Source organism: Desulfurella multipotens (genome assembly GCF_900101285.1).
Lineage (GTDB): Bacteria > Campylobacterota_A > Desulfurellia > Desulfurellales > Desulfurellaceae > Desulfurella > Desulfurella acetivorans.
The window spans coordinates 31,699-52,430 of the sequence record NZ_FMYU01000004.1 but is presented as its reverse complement, the minus strand read 5'-3'; the positions used below and the strand labels follow the sequence as shown (position 1 = coordinate 52,430).

Annotated in this window: 19 protein-coding genes; 6 read left to right on the top strand and 13 right to left on the bottom strand. The window is 32.6% G+C overall.

Features of this window, described 5'->3' with window-relative positions; all coding sequences use genetic code 11:
- The first annotated feature begins 5 nt into the window (after window positions 1-5).
- A complete protein-coding gene (locus BLQ93_RS09725; RefSeq protein ID WP_092128113.1) occupies window positions 6-2,318 on the top strand; it encodes an NADP-dependent malic enzyme in 2,313 nt (770 codons plus the stop codon).
- On the opposite strand, the gene BLQ93_RS03190 is transcribed toward BLQ93_RS09725, so the two are convergent.
- Both BLQ93_RS03190 and BLQ93_RS03185 read right to left on the bottom strand, forming a co-directional pair.
- A complete protein-coding gene (locus BLQ93_RS03190; RefSeq protein WP_245670438.1) occupies window positions 2,315-3,022 on the bottom strand; it encodes a ComF family protein in 708 nt (235 codons plus the stop codon). The genes BLQ93_RS09725 and BLQ93_RS03190 overlap by 4 nt on opposite strands.
- The gene (locus BLQ93_RS03185; protein WP_025391516.1) at window positions 2,985-3,326 is read right to left on the bottom strand and encodes a TraR/DksA family transcriptional regulator; all 342 of its coding nucleotides are present in this window, start codon (window positions 3,324-3,326) and stop codon (window positions 2,985-2,987) included. The genes BLQ93_RS03190 and BLQ93_RS03185 overlap by 38 nt, the downstream gene beginning before the upstream one ends.
- An 82-nt stretch (window positions 3,327-3,408) precedes the next feature.
- On the opposite strand from BLQ93_RS03185, the gene BLQ93_RS03180 reads away from it, so the two are divergent.
- From BLQ93_RS03180 to dtd, 5 genes are all read left to right on the top strand, one after another.
- The gene (locus tag BLQ93_RS03180) at window positions 3,409-4,572 is read left to right on the top strand and encodes a cation:proton antiporter (protein ID WP_025391515.1); all 1,164 of its coding nucleotides are present in this window, start codon (window positions 3,409-3,411) and stop codon (window positions 4,570-4,572) included.
- 151 nt (window positions 4,573-4,723) lie between these two features.
- Window positions 4,724-6,454, top strand: coding sequence for an ABC transporter permease (locus tag BLQ93_RS03175; RefSeq protein WP_025391514.1), 1,731 nt, complete (start codon window positions 4,724-4,726; stop codon window positions 6,452-6,454).
- 3 nt (window positions 6,455-6,457) lie between these two features.
- A complete protein-coding gene (locus tag BLQ93_RS03170) occupies window positions 6,458-7,732 on the top strand; it encodes an ABC transporter ATP-binding protein (RefSeq protein WP_092128109.1) in 1,275 nt (424 codons plus the stop codon).
- The gene (locus BLQ93_RS03165) at window positions 7,733-8,215 is read left to right on the top strand and encodes a hypothetical protein (RefSeq protein ID WP_092128107.1); all 483 of its coding nucleotides are present in this window, start codon (window positions 7,733-7,735) and stop codon (window positions 8,213-8,215) included.
- The gene (gene dtd, locus BLQ93_RS03160) at window positions 8,190-8,627 is read left to right on the top strand and encodes a D-aminoacyl-tRNA deacylase (RefSeq protein WP_092128105.1); all 438 of its coding nucleotides are present in this window, start codon (window positions 8,190-8,192) and stop codon (window positions 8,625-8,627) included. The genes BLQ93_RS03165 and dtd overlap by 26 nt, the downstream gene beginning before the upstream one ends.
- A 36-nt stretch (window positions 8,628-8,663) precedes the next feature.
- Here dtd and BLQ93_RS03155 read toward each other — a convergent pair whose 3' ends face one another.
- From BLQ93_RS03155 to BLQ93_RS03105, 11 genes are all read right to left on the bottom strand, one after another.
- Window positions 8,664-9,170 (bottom strand): biotin/lipoyl-containing protein, encoded by a 507-nt coding sequence (locus BLQ93_RS03155; RefSeq protein ID WP_025391510.1) that lies wholly within the window; start codon window positions 9,168-9,170, stop codon window positions 8,664-8,666.
- A 20-nt stretch (window positions 9,171-9,190) separates the two neighbouring features.
- Window positions 9,191-10,744, bottom strand: coding sequence for an acetyl-CoA carboxylase biotin carboxylase subunit (gene accC, locus BLQ93_RS03150; RefSeq protein ID WP_025391509.1), 1,554 nt, complete (start codon window positions 10,742-10,744; stop codon window positions 9,191-9,193).
- Between the two features lie 8 nt (window positions 10,745-10,752).
- The gene (locus BLQ93_RS03145; protein WP_092128103.1) at window positions 10,753-12,297 is read right to left on the bottom strand and encodes an acyl-CoA carboxylase subunit beta; all 1,545 of its coding nucleotides are present in this window, start codon (window positions 12,295-12,297) and stop codon (window positions 10,753-10,755) included.
- Window positions 12,298-12,373: 76 nt separating this feature from the next.
- Window positions 12,374-13,291, bottom strand: coding sequence for a tRNA dihydrouridine synthase (locus BLQ93_RS03140; RefSeq protein WP_092128101.1), 918 nt, complete (start codon window positions 13,289-13,291; stop codon window positions 12,374-12,376).
- Complete coding sequence (gene rho / locus BLQ93_RS03135) at window positions 13,288-14,532, bottom strand: transcription termination factor Rho (RefSeq protein ID WP_025391506.1); 1,245 nt, start codon at window positions 14,530-14,532, stop codon at window positions 13,288-13,290. The genes BLQ93_RS03140 and rho overlap by 4 nt, the downstream gene beginning before the upstream one ends.
- A gap of 43 nt (window positions 14,533-14,575) precedes the next feature.
- Window positions 14,576-15,277: a zinc dependent phospholipase C family protein gene (locus BLQ93_RS03130; RefSeq protein WP_025391505.1), complete on the bottom strand. Its 702-nt coding sequence runs from the start codon at window positions 15,275-15,277 to the stop codon at window positions 14,576-14,578.
- 6 nt (window positions 15,278-15,283) lie between these two features.
- On the bottom strand, window positions 15,284-15,997 hold the full coding sequence (gene pgeF / locus BLQ93_RS03125) for a peptidoglycan editing factor PgeF (RefSeq protein ID WP_092128097.1): 714 nt from the start codon (window positions 15,995-15,997) through the stop codon (window positions 15,284-15,286).
- Window positions 15,994-17,250 carry a serine--tRNA ligase gene (serS, locus tag BLQ93_RS03120; RefSeq protein WP_025391503.1) on the bottom strand — a complete coding sequence of 419 codons (1,257 nt, stop codon included), beginning with the start codon at window positions 17,248-17,250 and terminating at the stop codon, window positions 15,994-15,996. Before serS ends, pgeF begins: the two co-directional genes overlap by 4 nt.
- On the bottom strand, window positions 17,243-18,112 hold the full coding sequence (galU, locus tag BLQ93_RS03115) for a UTP--glucose-1-phosphate uridylyltransferase GalU (RefSeq protein ID WP_092128095.1): 870 nt from the start codon (window positions 18,110-18,112) through the stop codon (window positions 17,243-17,245). The genes serS and galU overlap by 8 nt, the downstream gene beginning before the upstream one ends.
- Before the next feature lies 1 nt (window position 18,113).
- Complete coding sequence (locus BLQ93_RS03110) at window positions 18,114-19,370, bottom strand: (Fe-S)-binding protein (protein WP_092128093.1); 1,257 nt, start codon at window positions 19,368-19,370, stop codon at window positions 18,114-18,116.
- Window positions 19,370-20,728 carry an FAD-binding oxidoreductase gene (locus BLQ93_RS03105; protein ID WP_092128091.1) on the bottom strand — a complete coding sequence of 453 codons (1,359 nt, stop codon included), beginning with the start codon at window positions 20,726-20,728 and terminating at the stop codon, window positions 19,370-19,372. The genes BLQ93_RS03110 and BLQ93_RS03105 overlap by 1 nt, the downstream gene beginning before the upstream one ends.
- Between the last annotated feature and the right edge of the window lie 4 nt (window positions 20,729-20,732).

Genomic DNA, 20,732 nt, shown 5'->3' with positions numbered 1-20,732 from the left:
AATTGATGCAAGACAAAACCCTAAAGCAAGAAGCACTAGACTACCATAGCTTGGAAAAACCGGGTAAGATAGAAGTAAGGTACACAAAGCCATTTAACAGTCAAAAAGACCTATCGCTAGCCTATACACCAGGCGTTGCAGAAGTATGCATGCAGATAAAAGAAAATCCGCAGGATGCATACAAATACACCACAAAATCAAACCTTGTAGCTGTTGTAACAAATGGCACAGCTGTACTTGGCCTTGGCGATATTGGAGCGCTAGCTGGAAAGCCAGTAATGGAAGGAAAGGGTAATTTGTTTAAGAAGTTTGCAGATATAGACGTATTTGATATAGAGCTAAACGAAAAAGACCCGGATAAAATCATAGAAATTGTAGCTGCCATGGAGCCAACATTTGGCGGTATTAACCTTGAAGACATAAAAGCCCCAGAATGCTTTTACATAGAAGATGAACTTAAAAAGAAAATGAACATACCGGTATTCCACGATGACCAGCATGGTACAGCTGTGGTCTCTGGCGCAGCACTCCTTAATGCTTTAGAAATAAGCCAAAAAGAAATACAAAACATAAGGGTAGTAATAAGTGGCGCAGGAGCAGCGGGCATTGCCTGCGCCAAGTTTTATGTAGGCCTTGGTGTAAAAAGGGAAAATATCATAATGATAGACTCAAAAGGTGTAATATACAAAGGCAGAACCGAAGGGATGAACCCATACAAAGAAATGTTTGCAACTACCCTCCCTGTTAGAACGCTAAAGGAAGCCCTAGAAGGTGCTGATGTATTCTTCGGCTTATCCCAGCCAAATATACTTACAAAAGAAATGGTAAAATCCATGAATGATCACCCTATAATATTTGCCATGGCAAACCCAACGCCTGAGATTACATACGAAGAAGCAAAAGAAGCAAACCCCAATGCTATAGTAGGAACAGGCAGAAGCGATTACCCAAACCAGATAAACAATGTGCTAGTATTTCCCTTCATATTCAGAGGCGCACTGGATACCATGGCTACTGCTATAAATGAAGAAATGAAGATAGCAGCTGCAAAAGCTCTAGCAAACCTAGCTAAAATGGATGTGCCAGAAGGTGTACTTAAAGCCTACGGCTTATCAAACTTAAAGTTTGGTCCAGACTACATCATACCAAAGCCATTTGACCCAAGGGCTTTAATATACGTATCAAGCGCCGTTGCACAGGCTGCAATTGACTCTAAGGTAGCAAGGATAGAGCACTTTGACATGCAAGAGTATAAGAAGACTTTGGAGTTAAAACTTGACAAAACAAGATCCATAACACGCTACATATATGAAAAAGCCAAAGAAAATCCAAAAAGAGTGGTGTTCACAGAAACTACAAATCCAAATATTTTAAGAGCTGTTCAAAATGCCTTGGAAGAAGGTATATTTAAACCTGTATTTGTAGGTTCAAGAGGTAGAACCAAAGAGTTTGTTGTAGACAAGGTAAAAGAATTAGGGCTAAACCCAAAGATCATAGACAAAATAGAGTTCATAGACCCGATGCAATCACCAAAAAGACAGCACTATATAGAAAGACTGCTTGAGATAAGGCAAAGAAAGGGCATAACAAAAGAAGAGGCAGGCTACATTATAAACCATAGACCCAATGTATTTGCTACTATGATGGTAAGGGAAGGTGATGCTGATGCATTGCTTATCGGGGAAACCTACAACTACCCAACAGTTATAAGACCCATCTTGCAGGTTACAGAAAAATCTCCCAATGTACCTGTTGCAGGTGTATATGTAATGGTCATTAAAAACCGTATATACTTATTTGCGGACACCACGATAAATATAAACCCAGATTCTCAGACTCTTGCCTACATAGCTATAGAAACAGCCAAATTCTATACAGACCTGACAAACGCACAGGCTGTTGTTGCAATGTTATCGTTTTCAAACTTTGGCAGCAATGACCAAGAAGAAGCAATAAAGGTAAAAAAAGCAGTAGAGATAGCAAAATCAATAAATCCGGATTTACTAATAGAAGGAGAAATGCAGGCAACCATTGCAAGCGATGTAACCCTAAGGGATGAATTCTACCCATTTAACACAATAAAAGGCAAAGAAGCTAATGTATTTATCTTTCCAAACCTAGATGCAGGAAACATCTCCTATAAGCTCATGTACAAGCTAGGTGGTGCATACCCTATAGGACCAATACTGCTTGGTCTTAAAAAAAGTATACATGTCCTTGAGATGGGCTCACCTGTTAGAACCATAGAAGATATGATAGCTTTAGCTGTATTTGATGCTCAAAGGAAAGAAAGACAAAACGGCAATAGTAATTCTTAAAACTCTGAAGCCAATGCAAAAAAGTTTACCTTTATATCAAGACTTGATAAAACTTTAGCGCACTCGTTAATAGTTGATGCTGTTGTTACAACATCATCAACTATTAATACCTTTTTAAATTTCTTCGCTTTTGGATTTAAAACAAAAGCATTTCTTAGGTTATTTTGACGTTCATGCCTTTTTAGACCTACTTGAGGTTTTGTTTGTAGTGTTTTTTCGATTATATCATAATATACACAAATACCCGATAAAGTGCTGAGTATTTTTGCTATAATAAGAGACTGATTGTAACCTCGTTTTTGTAAATCCTTTCTATGCATGGGAACGGCAATTAATGCCTCAACACCATCAAAAATACTAAAATCTATATGTTCTTTGAAATGTTTTATTGAATTTAAATAGTAAAAATGTCCACTAAATTTGGACCACTTTATCAAATTGGCTACTTTTTGATTATTATATGAGAAAAGCACAAAACCTTTTTCATAATAAGTTTTTTGCGAACAATTTGAACATAATAGTGTATTTTGATTAACAGGTTTCGAACACTTTATGCATCTTGGGCCTTTATACACCATATCATTCATACAATTATTACAAATATAGCCGTTTTTAATTGGTCTTTGGCAGAAAATACAAACTGAAGGAAAAATAAGATTTTTAAGACTACCTATTAGATTCGATAATACGTTTACACTTAGCACAGTATTTTGCTGTAGGTTTTGCTTTTAATCTCTCAATTTCTATAGGCTCTTTGCATCTTTCGCAAATACCATATGTATTGTTTTCCATTCTATAAAGCGCTTCTTCAATTTCAATTAATTGGGCTCTATCTTTTTCTATTAAATTGTAAGTAAGATCTTTGTAGGAAATACTATTTGAAAAATCAGCTTCATCGCCACTTTCTAAGCTTCTCACACGATCATTATTGTCCTTAATTCTCTGCTGAATCTCTCTTTTTAAGTATAACAATCTATCTTTAAGCTCGTTTAAGGTTTTCTCGTCCATACTAAAACCCCCTAAAATCTGTTACTATTAAAGCTTATTTTTATAATTTGTCAAGCAAAATCATTTATGCTATAATTTTATTATGTTATCAATATTATTTATAAGCTTAATTTTGCTTTTGACACAAATATTTGGCAAATGGCTTAAAAATTTTGGAATACCAGAACTAATTACTTTTGTGGCAATAGGTATCTTGCTAGGCCCATGTATTTTTAATCTGATTGTACCAAACGAAGTATTTTATGTGTTTGCAGAAATAGGTATATTGTTTTTGCTTTATGAATCTGGTTTAGAAATAAATTTAAAGGCTGGGTTTAAAACAAATTTAAAAGGTGTTTTTGTAGCTATTATAGGATCTTTTGTTCCATTTTTTATAGCACTTACTATTGCTAAACTTTTAGATTATAACCAAAACGAATCATTTTTTATAGCAGGCAGTCTTGTGGCAACAAGCATAGGAGTTACGCTAAAAACTTTTATGGATTTAAAAAAACAAAACACGACTGTTGCAAACATTGTGTTAGTTGCAGCTGTTATAGATGATATAATTGGTATTATAATGTTGCTTTTAGTATCAAATTTCGCGCAAACAAAAACTATCAATTTAGAAATTGCATTTAGTATTATACTCTATGCTACAATACTTTTTTTAATGGTGCCTTTTATAAAAATTATATTACAAAATGCAATAAATTTTAGTTTTGATAAAAACGCAAACTATGTTAGTTCAATAATTTTTTTTGCAATTATAGCATACTCTTTCGTTTCTTATAAACTCGTTCATTTAAATATTTTGGGTGCATTTATTATAGGCTACAGTCTGCAAACGCTAAATTTGTCTAAAACTATCAAACTTGATAATTTATTCAAAAAGGCAAAATCACAACTTAAAACATTACAAAATTTTTTTGAGCCATTCTTTTTTGTATATATAGGTTTGTCATTTAATCTAAGCCAATTGAGTTTTTCAACTTTTAACAGGCTTATAACAGACTTGCTTATATTCTTAACAATAGCTATCCTAGGCAAGATGGCTAGTGGATTTTTTATTAATGGTTTTTATAACAAATTAGCTGTTGGGTTTTCAATGATACCAAGGGCAGAAGTTGGATTAATTTTTGCTACAATTGGAAAAACAAGTGGAATTCTAAATGATGAGCTATATGCTTTAATTGTTTTAATATCACTATTAACTACACTTGTTACACCCTTTGCGTTGCAGCTTATAAGCCCAAAAATTTCTTGACAAAAAAAATAGCCTAAGTTATACTAGCTGCAGTTTTAAAATTAGGAGTTTAATGAATGGAAGTTCCCAACTCGTGCAACAAAACTTATATGTAAGCAGATGGGTAAACTTAGCATAAACTCATCTGCTTACAAATGTTAGGGGTGAGTTTATGCTAAGTTTATCAAGTATAAATTTTGATGTTGTTAAAAAAAGAAGTTTGATTGCTGATTTTATATTTATTTTATTGCTTTTAAGCTTTCTGTATATAATTTCACACTATGCCAAACAAGCTACATCTCATATAAACTATGAAGCAAATATAAATCTTTCTATCGGTTCATTGATCAAATACAGTCTTTTCTCTTTATCAAGAGCACTTATTGCATTTGGTTTTTCTTTTGTTTTTACAATTTTTTATGGGTACTTTATGTATAAAAATAAAACCGCAGAAAAACTATTGTTGCCTATCTTAGATATCTTACAAAGTATACCCGTACTTGGTTTTTTACCTGCTGTAGTTTTAGCTTTAATTGCATTATTTCCAAATAGTAATACAGGTCTTGAACTTGCCAGCATAATAATGATTTTTACAGGTCAGGTATGGAATATGGTTTTTGGGTTCTATGGAACATTAAATAGTATACCTCAAGAATTTAATGAAGTTGCAAGTATATATAAACTAAATTGGTGGCAAAAGTTTAAATGGATAGAATTTCCCACTACTATTTCATCCCTTATCTGGAATAGCATGATGAGTATGGCAGGCGGTTGGTTTTTTCTTATGGTATGTGAAGAATTCTCACTTGGAAATAAAAATTTTAGATTAGAAGGTTTAGGGTCTTATATGTCTACAGCAGCAAATGCTGGAAATTATACTGCAATGTTGTATGGTATTTTGGCTATGATTATAATTATCGTGGTACTAGATCAATTTGTATGGCAACCACTTGTCGCGTGGTCTGAAAAATTTAAGATTGAATATTCTTTAACTTCAAAACCCAAAGAATCATGGTTTTTAAACTTACTTATAGATTCAAATATATTAGAATTTGTAAGAAATTCATACAAAAAAACTTCAATGTGGTTCGAAGAAAAATTTAAATATTTAAAAACAAACACAAAAAAAGAAAAAAACAGAAAAATAAAAAAAAATCTGGTAGCTAAATTTTTTGCAAACCTAATCTTAATAGCAATTGTTATTTTTATTATCTACACTAGTTATAAAATCATTTTTATGATAAAAAATCTGCCATCTATTACATGGTATACGATTTTCAAATCAGATGCATATACACTAATTCGTGTACTGATAACAATTTTAATAGGTTCTTTATGGACAATACCGCTTGGTATATATTTAGGTCTATCTCCAAAACTATCAAAGATTTTACAACCAATTATACAAATTACTGCTAGTTTTCCTGCACCTATGCTTTTCCCTGCTTTAATAGGTCTATTTTACATTTTAAAAATAAATTTAAGTTATGGAAGTGTTATTTTAATGTTGATGGGTACACAATGGTATATTCTCTTTAATGTGATAGCTGGTGCTTTAAGTATTCCGTCTGAAATGATTGAGATGGGCAAAATTTTTAAGCTTTCTTTATGGGAAAGATTTAGCTCAATTTACTTTAAAGCTATATTTCCCTATCTCGTAACAGGTTGGATAACAGCCGCAGGTGGTGCTTGGAATGCTTCTATTGTAGCTGAATATGTTACATTTAAAAATCAAACTTTAACAACAACCGGTATAGGAGCCCTTATCAGTCAGGCAGCTAACTCAGGACAAATTCCACTTTTAGCAGCCAGTGTTTTAACAATGGCTCTAACTGTGGTATTTTTTAATAAACTTGTATGGAAAAACCTCTATAAGATATCGCAAAACTATAAAGTGAGGTGAGTTATGGATGCAATTTGCAGTATAAAAAATGTCTCGCAAAGTTTTAGCCTATCAACAAAAAAATCATTAGAAGTGCTTAAAAACATAAGCTTTGACATATATGAAAATGAAGTGGTATCAATTTTGGGACCTTCTGGTTCTGGGAAATCTACGCTTTTGCGTATGATTTGTGGTATATTAAAACCATCTTCAGGTAGTGTATTCTATAAAGGAAAACCTGTAGTTAATATAAATCCTAATGTTTCAATGGTTTTTCAAAATTTTGCCCTATTGCCATGGCTTAATGTTGAAGAAAATATAAAATTGGCCTTAAAACCACTTAATCTTGATAAAAATGAAGTAGAAAAATATACAAACATGGTAATAAAAATAACAGGTCTTACTGGTTTTGAAGAAGCATATCCTAAAGAATTATCAGGTGGCATGCAACAGCGTGTAGGTGTGGCAAGAGCTCTTGCGGTTCAACCAGAATTACTTTTAATGGACGAACCTTTTAGTCATGTTGATACGCTTGTTGCTGAATCATTAAGATCTGAGTTAATCGATATCTGGCAATCAACCCAAAATCCCAAATCAATACTCATTGTAAGTCACGATATCAAAGAAGTTGTGTATTTGAGTGATAGAATAATCGTTCTTGGTGGTAAACCAACGCAAATTAAAACCGTAATAGAAAACAAATTGCCTCGCCCAAGGGATTATAGAAGTATTGATTTTTTAAACATGGTTGATTACATCCATGATATTATTACAGCAAGCGATTTACCTGATATACCAGAAGCTATAGAAACACAAAGAAAAGAAAATGTTTTTGAAGCATTACCAGAGGCCTCACCTGGAGAAATTGTTGGTTTACTTGAATTTTTAGACTCACACGGAGGCTATGATGATATATTCCATATAGCTGTTGAACTAAATAGAGAATTTGGGGATATAATTAAAATTACAAAAGCAGCTGAATTGTTAGATTTTGTTGATACACCAAGGCGAAGCATCGTTTTTACCACAATTGGAAGAAAATTTATTGAATCAGACATAGAACAACGCAAACAAATTTGGAAAAAAGAAATTCTTGATTTAAGACTCGTAAGACACCTTGTTGATATCGTTAAAAATTCAGATAACGAATTTTTGTACAAAGAAGATATTATAAATGAAATAAGCAATAGACTACCTCAAGAAGATCCCGAAAAAATATTTAAAACATTTATTAGCTGGACAAGGTTTGCAGATTTGTTAGCTTATGATAGTGAAACAGAAGAGGTAAGCTTGCAGTAAATGATCAATGAAAATGGCATTATTGTAAAAAAAACAGGATCACCAAATATCAATTTTGTCAAAATAATTACACCAAAAGGTAAAATTGATGCTATTGTTTACGGTAAGAAACAATTAAGTTTACTTTACCTATTCAATTTTGAACTTAAAGAATCAAATAATATATACATTGTTAGTAAATTTTATCTAATTGATAAATTTGAATTTTTGAACACAAAAGAAAAACTAATGGCAGCTTTTTTTATTATAGATGTTGCAAGCCAAATTGATATCGATTACGATTTTCTCTTACAAACAATAAAATTGCTAGAGCAAAACAATATAAAATATTGTATAGACAGTTTTCTGGTTAGGCTTTTAAGTCAAAATGGCATATACAAAAAAGAATTTAGCAAAACAGAAAACCTTATTTCAGAGCTAGAAAAATATTTAGGAAAAAAATTGAAGGTGAGCTTAGATGAAGTGTTTATTGCAACGCGTTAGTTACGCAAAACTTTATATTGATAATACACTGTATTCCCAAATAGCCAATGGTTTACTTGCGCTTGTATGTTTTTGTAAAAATGATAATAAACAAAATATTGATTTAATGGTAAAAAAGATTATCAATCTGAGAATTTTTGAAGATTCTAATAAAAAGTTTAATTTATCATTAAAAGAAATTAATGGCTCTATAATGCTTGTTAGTCAATTTACTTTGGCAGCAGACACAAAAAAGGGCAACAGACCATCTTTTTTTGATGCGATGGAACCCCAAAACGCTTCCCAGCTTTACAATGAAATGATAGAGGAATTCAAAAAATATAATATAAATACTCAAACTGGTATTTTTGGTGCTTCAATGAAAATTGAACTTCTAAATGATGGACCTGTCACAATAATGCTTGAAAATTAAATGGGCTCTAAAAATAATAGAGCCCAAAAAAATTATCTATTCTATAACCACTAATTTTGAATCAGCAGCAATATTTTCTCCTTCTTTTACGAAAAGCTCCTTTACTTCACCACTTTTTGGTGCTTTAATTTCATTTTGCATTTTCATTGCTTCTAATATTAACAGTATATCGCCTTCTTTAACGGTATCGCCAACAGCTACTTTTACACTTATTACTCTTCCAGGCATTTCTGATTTTATTATCTGTTTGCCTTCTGCAACAGTCCCACCTCTGCGTTGCAACAATTTTGCTTTCATTTCATCAATAACACTGATTTTAAACAAATCACCTTCAGTTAATACATTATAGTTGTTTTCACCTTTGTAATCTACATCAGCTTCAAAAGATTCATTGTTAATAAGCAAAGAATACACACTACCTTCTGTTAGTCTTGCATCTACAACATATGATTTATCGTCTATATAAACTTCAAATTTGTTAGCTTCAAGTTCTTTAACTTTTACCTTATACTCAATATCATCCATTTTTACTACATAGGACATATTTTAACTCCTTTAATTTTTTAAGAGGTTTTATAGATATCTCCAAAGCTTAAACCAAGCATTGCAGCCCTTTTTCCTGCTTCTTTCCATGGGCTTCCGGCGCCACACGTTTCTTTAAATACTAAGAGTTTATTTTTTAGTGATTTTTCTCTTAAATACTCAGCAATAGCAGCAGCAGCAATTGCAGCTATAGCAGAACCTTCCCTTGGTTGAGGTTTTTCTAAAACTTCCTTATCTATGAAGTCTGTACTTATATTACCATCTATAAAATCTTGATTCCTTAAAACTTTTTGATGAAAAGGAATTGTAGTTTTAATGCCTTTTACGATAAACTCACTTAAAGCCCTCTGCATTCTTGCTATTGCTGCGTTTCTATCCTTTGCCCATACAAGCAATTTTGCTGCCATAGGATCGTAGTATATTGGGATTTCTGCTCCTTCATACACGCCTGTATCTACCCTAACACCAGGTCCACCGGGTAATCTTAAACCTTCAATTATACCAGGTGATGGCATAAAGTTTTTGTCTGGATCTTCCGCATAAATTCGACATTCAATTGCATGACCATACTGGCGAACTTCTTCTTGTTTTATTGGCAAAGGTTTACCTTCTGCTATACCTATTTGAAGTTTTACAATATCAATACCTGTTACAAGTTCAGTTACTGGATGCTCTACTTGAACTCTTGTATTTACTTCAAGAAAATAAAAATTCATATCTTTATCAACCAAAAATTCTACTGTACCCACACTATCATAATTTGCAGCAGCAACTGCTCTAACAGCGGCCTCACCCATTTTATGTCTTATTTCATCGTTAATTGCCATTGATGGAGATTCTTCTATAACTTTCTGATGCCTTCTTTGGATAGAACATTCCCTTTCAAATAGGTGAATACCTGTACCATATTTGTCTCTAGCAATTTGAACCTCAACATGCCTAGGTTTTTCTATAGCTTTTTCAATATACATTCTATCGTCGCCAAATGCGCTTAACGCTTCACCTTTAGCTAAATCATAAACAGCTTGAAATTCTTCCTTTGATTTTATAAGTCTCATGCCTTTTCCGCCGCCGCCAGCCGAAGCTTTAAACATTATTGGATATCCAATCTCATCTGCAATTTTTAGTGCTTCATTCAAATCTTTAACAGGATCTTTAATACCCGGAACTATTGGAACACCAGCTTCAATCATTTTTTGTCTTGCTCTAGTTTTGTCTCCTAAAATATACATTGATTGAGTATTTGGTCCAATAAATGTAATATTGTTTTTATTACAAGCATTTACGAATTCTGAGTTTTCTGCTAAAAATCCATACCCAGGATGAATGGCATCGCAATTGCTCTTAAGTGCGACTTCTATTATTTTGTCAATTCTTAAATAGCTATCAGTTGCAGGTGCAGGGCCAATATAATATGCTTCATCGGCATACCTTACATGTAAAGCATTTCTATCTACTTCGGAATACACTGCCACTGTTGTAATACCCATCTCTCTACAAGCTCTACATATCCTAACGGCTATCTCGCCTCTATTTGCAATCAATACTTTCTTAAATTTTTTATAAGCAACCATTTTCCCTCCTATAGTGGAATGTTACCATGTTTTTTTGGTGGATTTGATTCTCTTTTGTTTTTAGTTAATTCCAAAGCTTGAATAAGTTTTAATCTGGTTTGGGCTGGATCAATTATTTCATCAATATATCCAAGTGATGCAGCAATATATGGGTTTGCAAATTTTTCTCTATACATCTTTACAATTTCAGCTTTCTTTTCTACAGGATTTTCTGCTTCCTGAATTTCCCTTCTAAACAATATATTAACTGCACCATCTGGTCCCATAACTGCAATTTCTGCAATTGGATACGCATAGTTTATATCTGCTCTAAAATGTTTTGAACCTAAAACATCATAGGCTCCACCGTAAGCTTTTCTTACAATCAATGTAATTTTAGGAACAGTTGCCTCAGCGTATGCATAAAGCAATTTTGCACCATGGATTATAACGCCATTGTGTTCTTGAGCAACACCTGGCATATATCCTGGCTGATCTTCAAAAGTAATAATTGGAATATTAAACGCATCACAAAACCTAACAAATCTTGCAGCTTTAATAGCTGCTTTATAGTCAAGAGCACCTGCAAAATACATTGGCTGATTTGCAACAATGCCAACGCTTCTGCCTCCAAGCCTTGCAAAACCAATTACAATATTTTTCGCATAATTTTCTTGAATTTCAAAGAAATAATTTTCGTCAACTACTTTTTTAATCAGGTCTTTTATATTATAAGGTTTATTTGGGTCAGATGGTATAAGATCATAAATTGATTCTTCATTTCTATTTATTGGATCATCTGTTGGCACAAATGGTGGCTCTTCCATATTGTTTTGTGGTATAAATTGCAACAATTCTCTAACTAACATTAAAGCATCTTCATCATTTTCTGCAGCAAAATGTGCAACCTGCGTCTTAGTAGTATGAGCTTCTGCACCACCAAGTTCCTCTTTGGTTATTTTTTCGCCTGTTACTGCTTCTATTACATCTGGACCCGTTATAAACATAAAACTTGTATTTTTTACCATTATTGTAAAATCTGTCACTGCAGGAGAATACACTGCACCACCAGCCGTTGGACCCATAATAACTGAAATCTGTGGCACAACACCAGAAAACAGTGTATTTCTCAAAAATATATCAGCATAACCACCAAGTGATTCTACACCTTCTTGGATTCTAGCACCACCAGAATCATTTAAACCAATTACAGGAGCACCTGTTTTAGCGGCTAAATCCATAATTTTACATATTTTTTTGGCATGCATACTAGAAAGAGATCCACCAAAGACTGTAAAATCCTGACTAAAAACATACACCAATCTTCCATCAATCGTGCCATATCCAGTAACAACGCCATCACCATAAATTTTTTGTTTATCCATCCCAAAATCTGCACATCTGTGCACAACAAATTTATCTAACTCAACAAAACTGCCTTCATCAAGCAGTAAATTAAGCCTTTCCCTTGCTGTTAGTTTGCCTTGAGCATGCTGTTTTTCAATGCGCTGTAAACCGCCACCAATTTCAGCTTCTTGCTCTTTTTCTTTTAGTTCATTCAGTTTATCTTTCATTTACTCCTCCTATAAAAATATACTATCTTCCTAATTTATACTAAGTTTATTAAATTTTGTCAATCTTTTTACTTATTTATTTTATAGAGTTAATAATATTTAGAATTTCTTGTGAATTTTTGCTATTATTTATACAAAAATTAATTAACTTTGCGTTTTTATACCCACTTAAATATCGATGCGCAAATTTTCTAAATAATTTATGTGCATTTTCTCCATACTCTTCAATCATTAAAGTAAAATGATTTAACATAAGATTTTTTATATATTCAATATTTCTTGAGCTATCTTTTTTATTTAATAAGTCTTCAAAAATGTACGGCTTTTTTAAAGCAGCCTGTCCGATCATAAAATACTTGCAATTTGTAATCTTTTTGACTTCTTTTAATTTTTCATAAGAATCAATACCTCCATTAGCTACAACAGGTATTTTTAAACGGCTACAAACAAGAGCAATATGTTCATAATCAACGCTTGAGTTATAAAAGCCATTTCTTAAACGAGCATGAATTGTAACCATGTCACAGCCTGCATTTTCCAGATCTTTATAAAAATCTATCGTATTTATGTTATCATTATCAAACCCCATCCTGACTTTAACACTAACTGGTTTTTTAATGTATTTTTTAAGTGATTCCACAATACTTATAAGATGTTTTTTTTCTTTTAACAAATATGCGCCTGCTTTTGCCTTTAAAACTTTTGGTACAGGACAGCCTGCATTGATATCTATGATATCGCACATTGATTCTATCTTTAATGCAGCTTTTATAAACAGATCTATATCATACCCAAAAAGTTGGATAGCAAAGGGTATTTCATTATAATTTCGTTTTGCTAAAGCAAATGCCTTAGGGTTGTTGTAGTATATAGAATTAATAGATATTAGTTCGCTAACGGTCAAACCTGCCCCATAATCTTTGGCTATTTTTCTAAAAGGTTTATCCGTATAAGATGCCATGGGTGCTAAAAAATAGTTAGATGAAAAATTCATCTATTCATAGATTCTAAAAATTCTTTGTTGCTTTGAGTCTTTGAAAGTTTCTCCAGTAAAAATGTCATAGCATCTACATCGTTCATTTCCATAAGTACTTTTCGCAGTATCCATAATCTGTTTAAATCTTCTTTTGGTATCAATAATTCTTCTTTTCTTGTACCACTTCTTGTCACATCTATTGCAGGGAAAATGCGCCTATCGGATAAATTTCTATCCAAATGCAATTCCATATTACCTGTGCCTTTAAATTCTTCAAAAATAACATCATCCATTCTTGAACCAGTATCGATAAGAGCTGTTGCAATAATCGTCAAACTACCGCCTTCTTCAATATTTCTTGCTGCCCCAAAAAATCTTTTTGGTTTTTGCAAAGCATTAGAATCCAAACCACCAGATAAAACCTTACCGCTTGGTGGAATTACTGCATTGTATGCCCTTGCAAGTCTTGTTATTGAATCAAGCAAAATTACTACGTCAAGTTTTCGCTCAACAAGCCTTTTTGCTCGCTCTAAAACAATTTCTGCAACCTGTATATGCCTATCTGGTGGCTCATCAAATGTTGAACTTATTACATCGGCCTTTACAGAGCGAGCCATGTCTGTTACTTCTTCTGGCCTTTCATCAATCAATAAAACCATCATAACAACTTCTGGGTGATTTTGTGATATACTATTTGCAATATTTTGTAAAAGCACAGTTTTACCAGTTCTTGGGGGTGCAACAATTAAACCTCTTTGACCTTTGCCAATTGGCGTTATTAAATCCATCACACGCATTGCAACATTATCTTTTGAAACTTCCAATTTTATCCTTTCCATTGGATAAAGTGGCGTTAGATTATCGAAATAATCGCGTTCTTTCATATGCTCTGGGTCTTCGAACTCTACAGCCTCGACCCTCAAAAGTGCCCTGTATTTTTCATTATCTTTGGGCTCTCTAATTTGTCCAGAAACAAAATCACCCGTTCTTAAGGCAAATCTTTTTATCTGGCTTGGAGATACGTATATATCGTTTTGAGATGGTAGGTAGTTATTTTTCTGAGATCTTAAAAAACCAAAACCATCAGGCAAAATTTCGAGTACACCTTCGCCATAGCTTATACCTTCTTTTTCAGATAGCTTTTTCGTAATTTCAAAAATTAACTGTTCCTTTTTTTTACTTGCAATAGCTATCTCCAAAGCTTTTGCTATCTCTATTAACTCTACAAGTTTCTTTTTTTTTAAATCTTCAATGTTGATATCCATCATGCAATTTTAATACCCTCCTATTTTATTTATTTTTTTATTTCAATTTGGTTATACGTGTCAAGCTTGATTTAAGCGAAAATTTAATATAACTATCTATCACTTTTTTATCTATCTTTTCTATCTTGAAGTTATTGACAACTATGTTTTTTGATATTGAAGAAATAGCATTTTTTGTTGATAATCTCAATATATTTTTGCCGATAAAAGTATTAATGACAAGTCCAAAATTTGCTTTAAGAGGTTTATCTAAAGCGCTTTTTCTTTTTAATACAAACGAAACGACATTTAAATAATTAGCATAGTAGGCATCTGATAAAAGCTCAACACTAATATGTTCAAATGAATTTACTATTTTATAATCACTCAAAAAAACTTCATGCATTATTTTATCGGAAGCCAAATGAGATAAGTACCCAAGCGCAAATGATAATTCTTTTTCATTTTTTGCACTATCAATAAGTTTATCAGCAAAATCAAAATTATGTGAGTTGTTTTTCTTTGATACAAGTTTTTTTGCAACCATAAAATCTGGTGCTAAACTACCGTATAAAAATTCCCAAAAATTGTTTGAAACGATAGGATAAAAAACGCTTCCATAAGCTTTAAGCTCATCGAGCAAGTTAAACGATATAAGTGTATGTACGCCTGGACCCCATGCAAGAGCCATTTGTGGTATAAGCAAAAAGATAAAAAAAATTAAGAAAATTAACATAAATGTATTTGCTATTTTATACATTTTTTTCTAATAATCAAGCAAAAAAACACCACCAATGTTGCGACCAGTAAGCTTATCTCTTCTGTAAGAAAAAAAATCTTTACTTTCATAAGTGCATATTTTTAAATCAACTATATTATTCATATTAATGCCTTTTTCTACTAACGATTCAATTATAGATGAGCTCAGTGATAAAAATTTTTTACCATCTTTGAATTTTATAAATTTCTGGTCAAATAAATTTGCAACATCGTCTTTGACTTCATAGCAATTCTCACAAATATGAGGACCTAATGTTACTATAATATCTTCACTTTTAGAGCCTAAACTGTAGAGTTTTTCAAGCATTTTTTGTGAAATTTTCAAATATGCACCCTTCCAGCCACTATGAACACTTGCAATAATTTTATTTTTTACATCCATAAAAATTACTGGACAACAATCTGCAAATTTTATAGACAAAAAAACACCCTTTTTATCAGTGAAAAAACCATCAGCATCAACAACTTCTCCATTATATTCAATAATATTATCAGAATGAATCTGATTTAACATTGCAATTGTGCTAACATTCAATTGTTTTTTGACAATTTCAAGGTTTTTTTCTACATTTAATGCCAAATCACCTACAGTATAGCTAACATTTAGAGAATCAAAAGGGGGATTGCTAACACCTGATTCTCTATCAAAAAAAACGCATCGTGCGCCAAATTGCCTGTATCTTTCATCTTCAAAAATCATACCAAAAACTCACCACCATAGTAGGAAACTAGCTTTTCAGGAATTTTAACATTTCCATCTTTTGTTTGGAAATTTTCTAAAATTGCTGCAAAGCATCTACCAACCGCAACACCAGAACCATTTAAAGTGTGTGGATAATAATTTCCTTTACTTCCTTTCACTTTTATTTTAGCCCTTCTTGCTTGAAAATCAAGTGTATTTGAACAAGATGAAATCTCTCTATAACGGTTTTGCGAAGGAAACCATACTTCAAGATCGTATGTTTTGGCGCTTGCAAAACCTAAATCCCCGCTACATAACATAACTACCCTATAGGGCAAACCTAATTCTTTTAAAACTAATTCGGCTTGGTTTGTTAAGCTTTCTAAAGCATCAAATGAATCTTGAGGCCTAGTAAATTGTACAAGCTCAACTTTATTGAATTGATGCTGTCTGATTATGCCACGGACATCTTTGCCATAGCTTCCTGCTTCTTTTCTAAAACATGCACTGTAGGCTACATACTTAATTGGAAGCAATGATTCGCTTAATAGTTCATCTTTGTGAAAATTAACCAGGGGCACTTCTGCTGTAGGGATTAAAAATTGACCTTCCACATTGTAGGCTTCTTCTTTAAATTTTGGAAACTGACCTGTACCAATCATGCTATCTTCATTTACAATATAAGGAACAATGATTTCGCTGTAGCCATTTTTAGTATGCAAATCAAGCATAAAATTGATTAGAGCACGCTCTAATTTTGCACCCTGATTTTTATAATAAACAAACCTGCTACCAGAAACCTTAGCAGCCCTATCAAAATCCAAAATATCCAAATCTTTTGCGATCTCATCATGGGCTTTTACTTCAAATTCAAATAACTTTGGCTCTCCAACCCTTCTTATTTCAACATTTTCGCTCTCATCTTTTCCAAGAGCGACTGAGTCATCCACTAAGTTTGGCACCAAAAGCCACATAGACAAAAATTGCTCATTTTTTTTAGATAGACTTTCTTCAAGGTTTTCTATTTCTAAAGAGATACTTTTGACTTTGGCTTCAAGCTCTTTTGAATCACCTTTTTTTGCTTTAATTGAACCAATTTCTTTGGAAATTACCTTCCTTGTGTGTAAAAGAGAGTCTATTTCAGATTTAATTTTCCTTATTTGTTCATCAAGCTCAATAAGTTTATTCAAATCTATGCTTGTATTACCTCTTTTTTTTAGCGTATCTTCAATTAATCTTGGGTTTTGTCTTAAAATACTCACATCAAGCATTTACAACCTCTATCAAATATTGTTTAAATTCTTCTTTGATTGAATCATCCTGTAAGGATAGCTCAACTGTAGCTTTGAGAAAACCTAACTTTGATCCGCAATCAAATCTTTTGCCTTCAATCAGTTTGCCATATATAGCTTCTTTTGTAGATAAAAACTTTATGGCATCAGTTAATTGCAATTCATTATTTTTTCCATAAGGTATCGACTGTAATGCTTCAAAAATACGTGGTGTAAAAATATACCTGCCAATAATAGCAATATTACTTGGTGCTTCTTGAGGGCTCGGTTTTTCAACAAACTGGTCAAGTTTATATATATTTTCTTCAAATTTTATACCACCAACTATCCCATACTTGTCTGTTTCTTTTTGATTAACCATTTCAAGACCAAGCACAGAACAATTGTACTTATTGTAAACTTCCATTAATTGCTCTATCGCACCTTTTTCATTAATAATTATGTCATCTGGCAAAATCACAACAAACGGTTCATTACCCACAACATCTTTTGCTCTCAAGATTGCATGTCCAAGACCCTTCGGCTCTTCCTGGCGCATGTAAACAAAATCTGCCATATTACTAATCGAGCGCATTTCTTCGATCAATTCTTCTTTATTGTGCAACTTTAAATGAAATTCAAGCTCAAAAGAAATATCAAAATAGTCTTCAATAGCTCGCTTGCCTCTTCCTGTTATTAGTATTACCTGTTCAATACCTGCATCAACTGCTTCTTTTACACCGTAGTGAATTAAAGGCTTATCCACCAAAGGCAGCATTTCTTTTGGTGACGATTTAGTAACAGGCAAAAATCGGGTACCAAATCCTGCAACTGGAAATACCGCTTTTCTTATTTTAGGCATGTTAACCTCCCAGTGATTTATCAATTAACTCAAGCGTATGGAGCGTTTTTATCTCATCATGACCTGCAATATGCAAAGCTTCTGATAATTGCATAATGCATGCACTGCAACCTGTCACAAGTACTTGAGCTTTACTATTCAATATATTGTTAATTTTTCTTGAAGCAATTTTCAAAGATAAATCTCTGTAGTCTATACTAAATGTACCACCATTACCACAACATCTATCGGCTTCTTTCATTTCTTTAAATTTTGCAGCATGCTTTATTAAATCTCTTGGTTCATTTTTAACCTTTTGCGTACGCTTTAGGTGACATGGATCATGGTAGGTTACAGTTAACCCAGTGTCCTTTAATCTATCTTTTATATCTGTATTATCATATAGGTATTTTACCGGGTCAATTATCTTTTCTGCAAATTCAGTAGCTTTTTTTATGTATTCTTCATCATCAAAATACATAAATAATTTTGGATAATCAAACTTCATCATGCTAGCGCAAGTTGGCTCAAGAACCACTAAATAATCAATATCTTGATTGTAAAATAAATCAATGTTTCTTTTGGCAAGAATTTTTGCATCATCAAAATTACCACTAAAATAAATAGGAGCACCGCAACAACTTGCTTTTTTTTCTATTAAGTAGCTAATATTTAGTTTATGTAATATATTTATAAAAGCATCACCTATTTTTACATATGTATAATTTATCAAGCATCCAGGGAAAATTGATATTTTTGCATTTTTTCCGTAACTTTCATATTTGTGATAAAAAGTTTTTGGCGCTAAAGGTGGTAGTAGTCTGTCTTTATCAACAAAAGGTAATTTTATTTTTAAGCTATTAGACTGTCTTGATGTATTGGTATTTTTGTTAAATAAAAACACAGATAATAAATTTGCGCTTAGAGCACTTAAATCCATAAGGTTCCTATTTAGAAGTATTTTTGCCATTACTTTTTTATAAAGTGGCAAACCATGTAATTCTACAATCCGCCTTCTTGCAATTTCAACTATTGTATCTGTGCCAGAATCATTTGGACAAGCTTCAACGCAAGTGGTACATAAAAGACACTTATATAGATAATCTTTGGATTTTTCACTATCAAAATCAAAGTTGCCTTTTATAAACTCACTTAATAAACTTATATGACCACGGGCAACAAAAGGCTCCTGGCGCAATTCCTTAAAAACGGGACATACGCTGCGACACAGACCGCACTTTACGCACGATTCCCACTCTTTTTTTAATCTCTCATCCATTATAGTTTCATTTTATGAGGGTTTAGTATATTGTTTGGATCAAATGCATATTTTATTTGTTTGTATAACTGTATTGTTCTTGAACCCACCTGGCGCTCCAGATAATCTTGCTTGGTGATACCAATACCATGCTCACCGCTAATAGAACCACCTAACTTTAAACATTCATCAAAAACTTCATCCATTGCTTGATACGCTCTTTTTTCTTCATCTTTATCTTTTGTGTTATACATAATATTTGTATGAATATTACCATCACCTGCATGACCAAAATTGACTATCAAAACATTGTACTTTTTTGCAATCTCTTGAGTTTTTTTAATCATTTCGGCAATTTTAGATCGTGGCACAACTATGTCCTCGTTTAATTTACCATCAGCTATGCGCTTTAGTGTAGGTGAAATCGACCTTCTTGCAAGCCAAATGCTTTCTTCTTCTTCAATTGAATGTGCAATTTTAACTTTTGCCCCATTTTCAGTACATATTTGCACTATTTTTTCTACATCTTCTTTAATTTGAAATTTTGAGCCTTCCACTTCAATGATTAAAATAGCATCGGCGTCTGTTGGCAAATTAGCTTTCAGAGCATCTTCTACAGTAAGTATTGCTTGATGGTCAACAAATTCTAAAGAACTCGGTATAATTTTATTTTTTATTATATCACTTACAGTTTTAGCTGCAAGGCTCATATCATAAAAAGTAGCTTGCAATGTTTGACTACCTTGTGCAATTGGATGTAACTTCAATAGCGCTTTTGTTATAATACCTAGTGTTCCTTCACTACCTACAAATAGCTGTGTTAAATTATATCCTGCAACATCTTTAACATTTTTAGATCCAATATTAATTATAGAACCATCTGCAAGCACCACTTCTAAACCTAAAACCCAATCTTTAACTACCCCATACTTAACCGCTTTTGGACCACCTGCATTTTCTGCTATATTACCACCAATTGAAGAAAACTTCCAGCTTGAAGGATCCGGTGGAAAAAACAAACCAAACGGCTTTAATTTTACTTGTAAATCATAATTTACCACACCAGGCTCAACTGTAGCAATCAAATTATCTAAATCAATCTCTATTATATTATTCATAAGTTCCATTGAAAGCGCAATCCCACCATCAATATTTAAAGCTCCACCACTAAATCCACTTGCGCAACCTCTGGCAACAACAGGTATTTTATTTTCATTTGCAAACTTTACTATTTTGCTTACTTCTTCAGTATTTTTTGGAAGTACCACGCAATCTGGCATATACATTTTTTGCGTGGCATCGTAAGCATACTGCAGTTTATCAATTTTTTCATCTAAAAAACGATTTCCCAGTAAATCCTTTAAATAATCAAATTTCATATTA

What these genes read in the sequence shown, in the direction of transcription:
- BLQ93_RS09725 (WP_092128113.1), top strand. Translation starts at nt 6, where the DNA reads ATGCAAGACAAAACCCTAAAGCAAGAAGCACTAGACTACCATAGCTTG.
- BLQ93_RS03185 (WP_025391516.1), bottom strand. Translation starts at nt 3,326, where the DNA reads ATGGACGAGAAAACCTTAAACGAGCTTAAAGATAGATTGTTATACTTA.
- BLQ93_RS03180 (WP_025391515.1), top strand. Translation starts at nt 3,409, where the DNA reads ATGTTATCAATATTATTTATAAGCTTAATTTTGCTTTTGACACAAATA.
- BLQ93_RS03175 (WP_025391514.1), top strand. Translation starts at nt 4,724, where the DNA reads ATGCTAAGTTTATCAAGTATAAATTTTGATGTTGTTAAAAAAAGAAGT.
- BLQ93_RS03170 (WP_092128109.1), top strand. Translation starts at nt 6,458, where the DNA reads ATGGATGCAATTTGCAGTATAAAAAATGTCTCGCAAAGTTTTAGCCTA.
- BLQ93_RS03165 (WP_092128107.1), top strand. Translation starts at nt 7,733, where the DNA reads ATGATCAATGAAAATGGCATTATTGTAAAAAAAACAGGATCACCAAAT.
- dtd (WP_092128105.1), top strand. Translation starts at nt 8,190, where the DNA reads ATGAAGTGTTTATTGCAACGCGTTAGTTACGCAAAACTTTATATTGAT.
- BLQ93_RS03155 (WP_025391510.1), bottom strand. Translation starts at nt 9,170, where the DNA reads ATGTCCTATGTAGTAAAAATGGATGATATTGAGTATAAGGTAAAAGTT.
- accC (WP_025391509.1), bottom strand. Translation starts at nt 10,744, where the DNA reads ATGGTTGCTTATAAAAAATTTAAGAAAGTATTGATTGCAAATAGAGGC.
- BLQ93_RS03145 (WP_092128103.1), bottom strand. Translation starts at nt 12,297, where the DNA reads ATGAAAGATAAACTGAATGAACTAAAAGAAAAAGAGCAAGAAGCTGAA.
- BLQ93_RS03140 (WP_092128101.1), bottom strand. Translation starts at nt 13,291, where the DNA reads ATGAATTTTTCATCTAACTATTTTTTAGCACCCATGGCATCTTATACG.
- BLQ93_RS03130 (WP_025391505.1), bottom strand. Translation starts at nt 15,277, where the DNA reads ATGTATAAAATAGCAAATACATTTATGTTAATTTTCTTAATTTTTTTT.
- pgeF (WP_092128097.1), bottom strand. Translation starts at nt 15,997, where the DNA reads ATGATTTTTGAAGATGAAAGATACAGGCAATTTGGCGCACGATGCGTT.
- serS (WP_025391503.1), bottom strand. Translation starts at nt 17,250, where the DNA reads ATGCTTGATGTGAGTATTTTAAGACAAAACCCAAGATTAATTGAAGAT.
- galU (WP_092128095.1), bottom strand. Translation starts at nt 18,112, where the DNA reads ATGCCTAAAATAAGAAAAGCGGTATTTCCAGTTGCAGGATTTGGTACC.
- BLQ93_RS03110 (WP_092128093.1), bottom strand. Translation starts at nt 19,370, where the DNA reads ATGGATGAGAGATTAAAAAAAGAGTGGGAATCGTGCGTAAAGTGCGGT.
- BLQ93_RS03105 (WP_092128091.1), bottom strand. Translation starts at nt 20,728, where the DNA reads ATGAAATTTGATTATTTAAAGGATTTACTGGGAAATCGTTTTTTAGAT.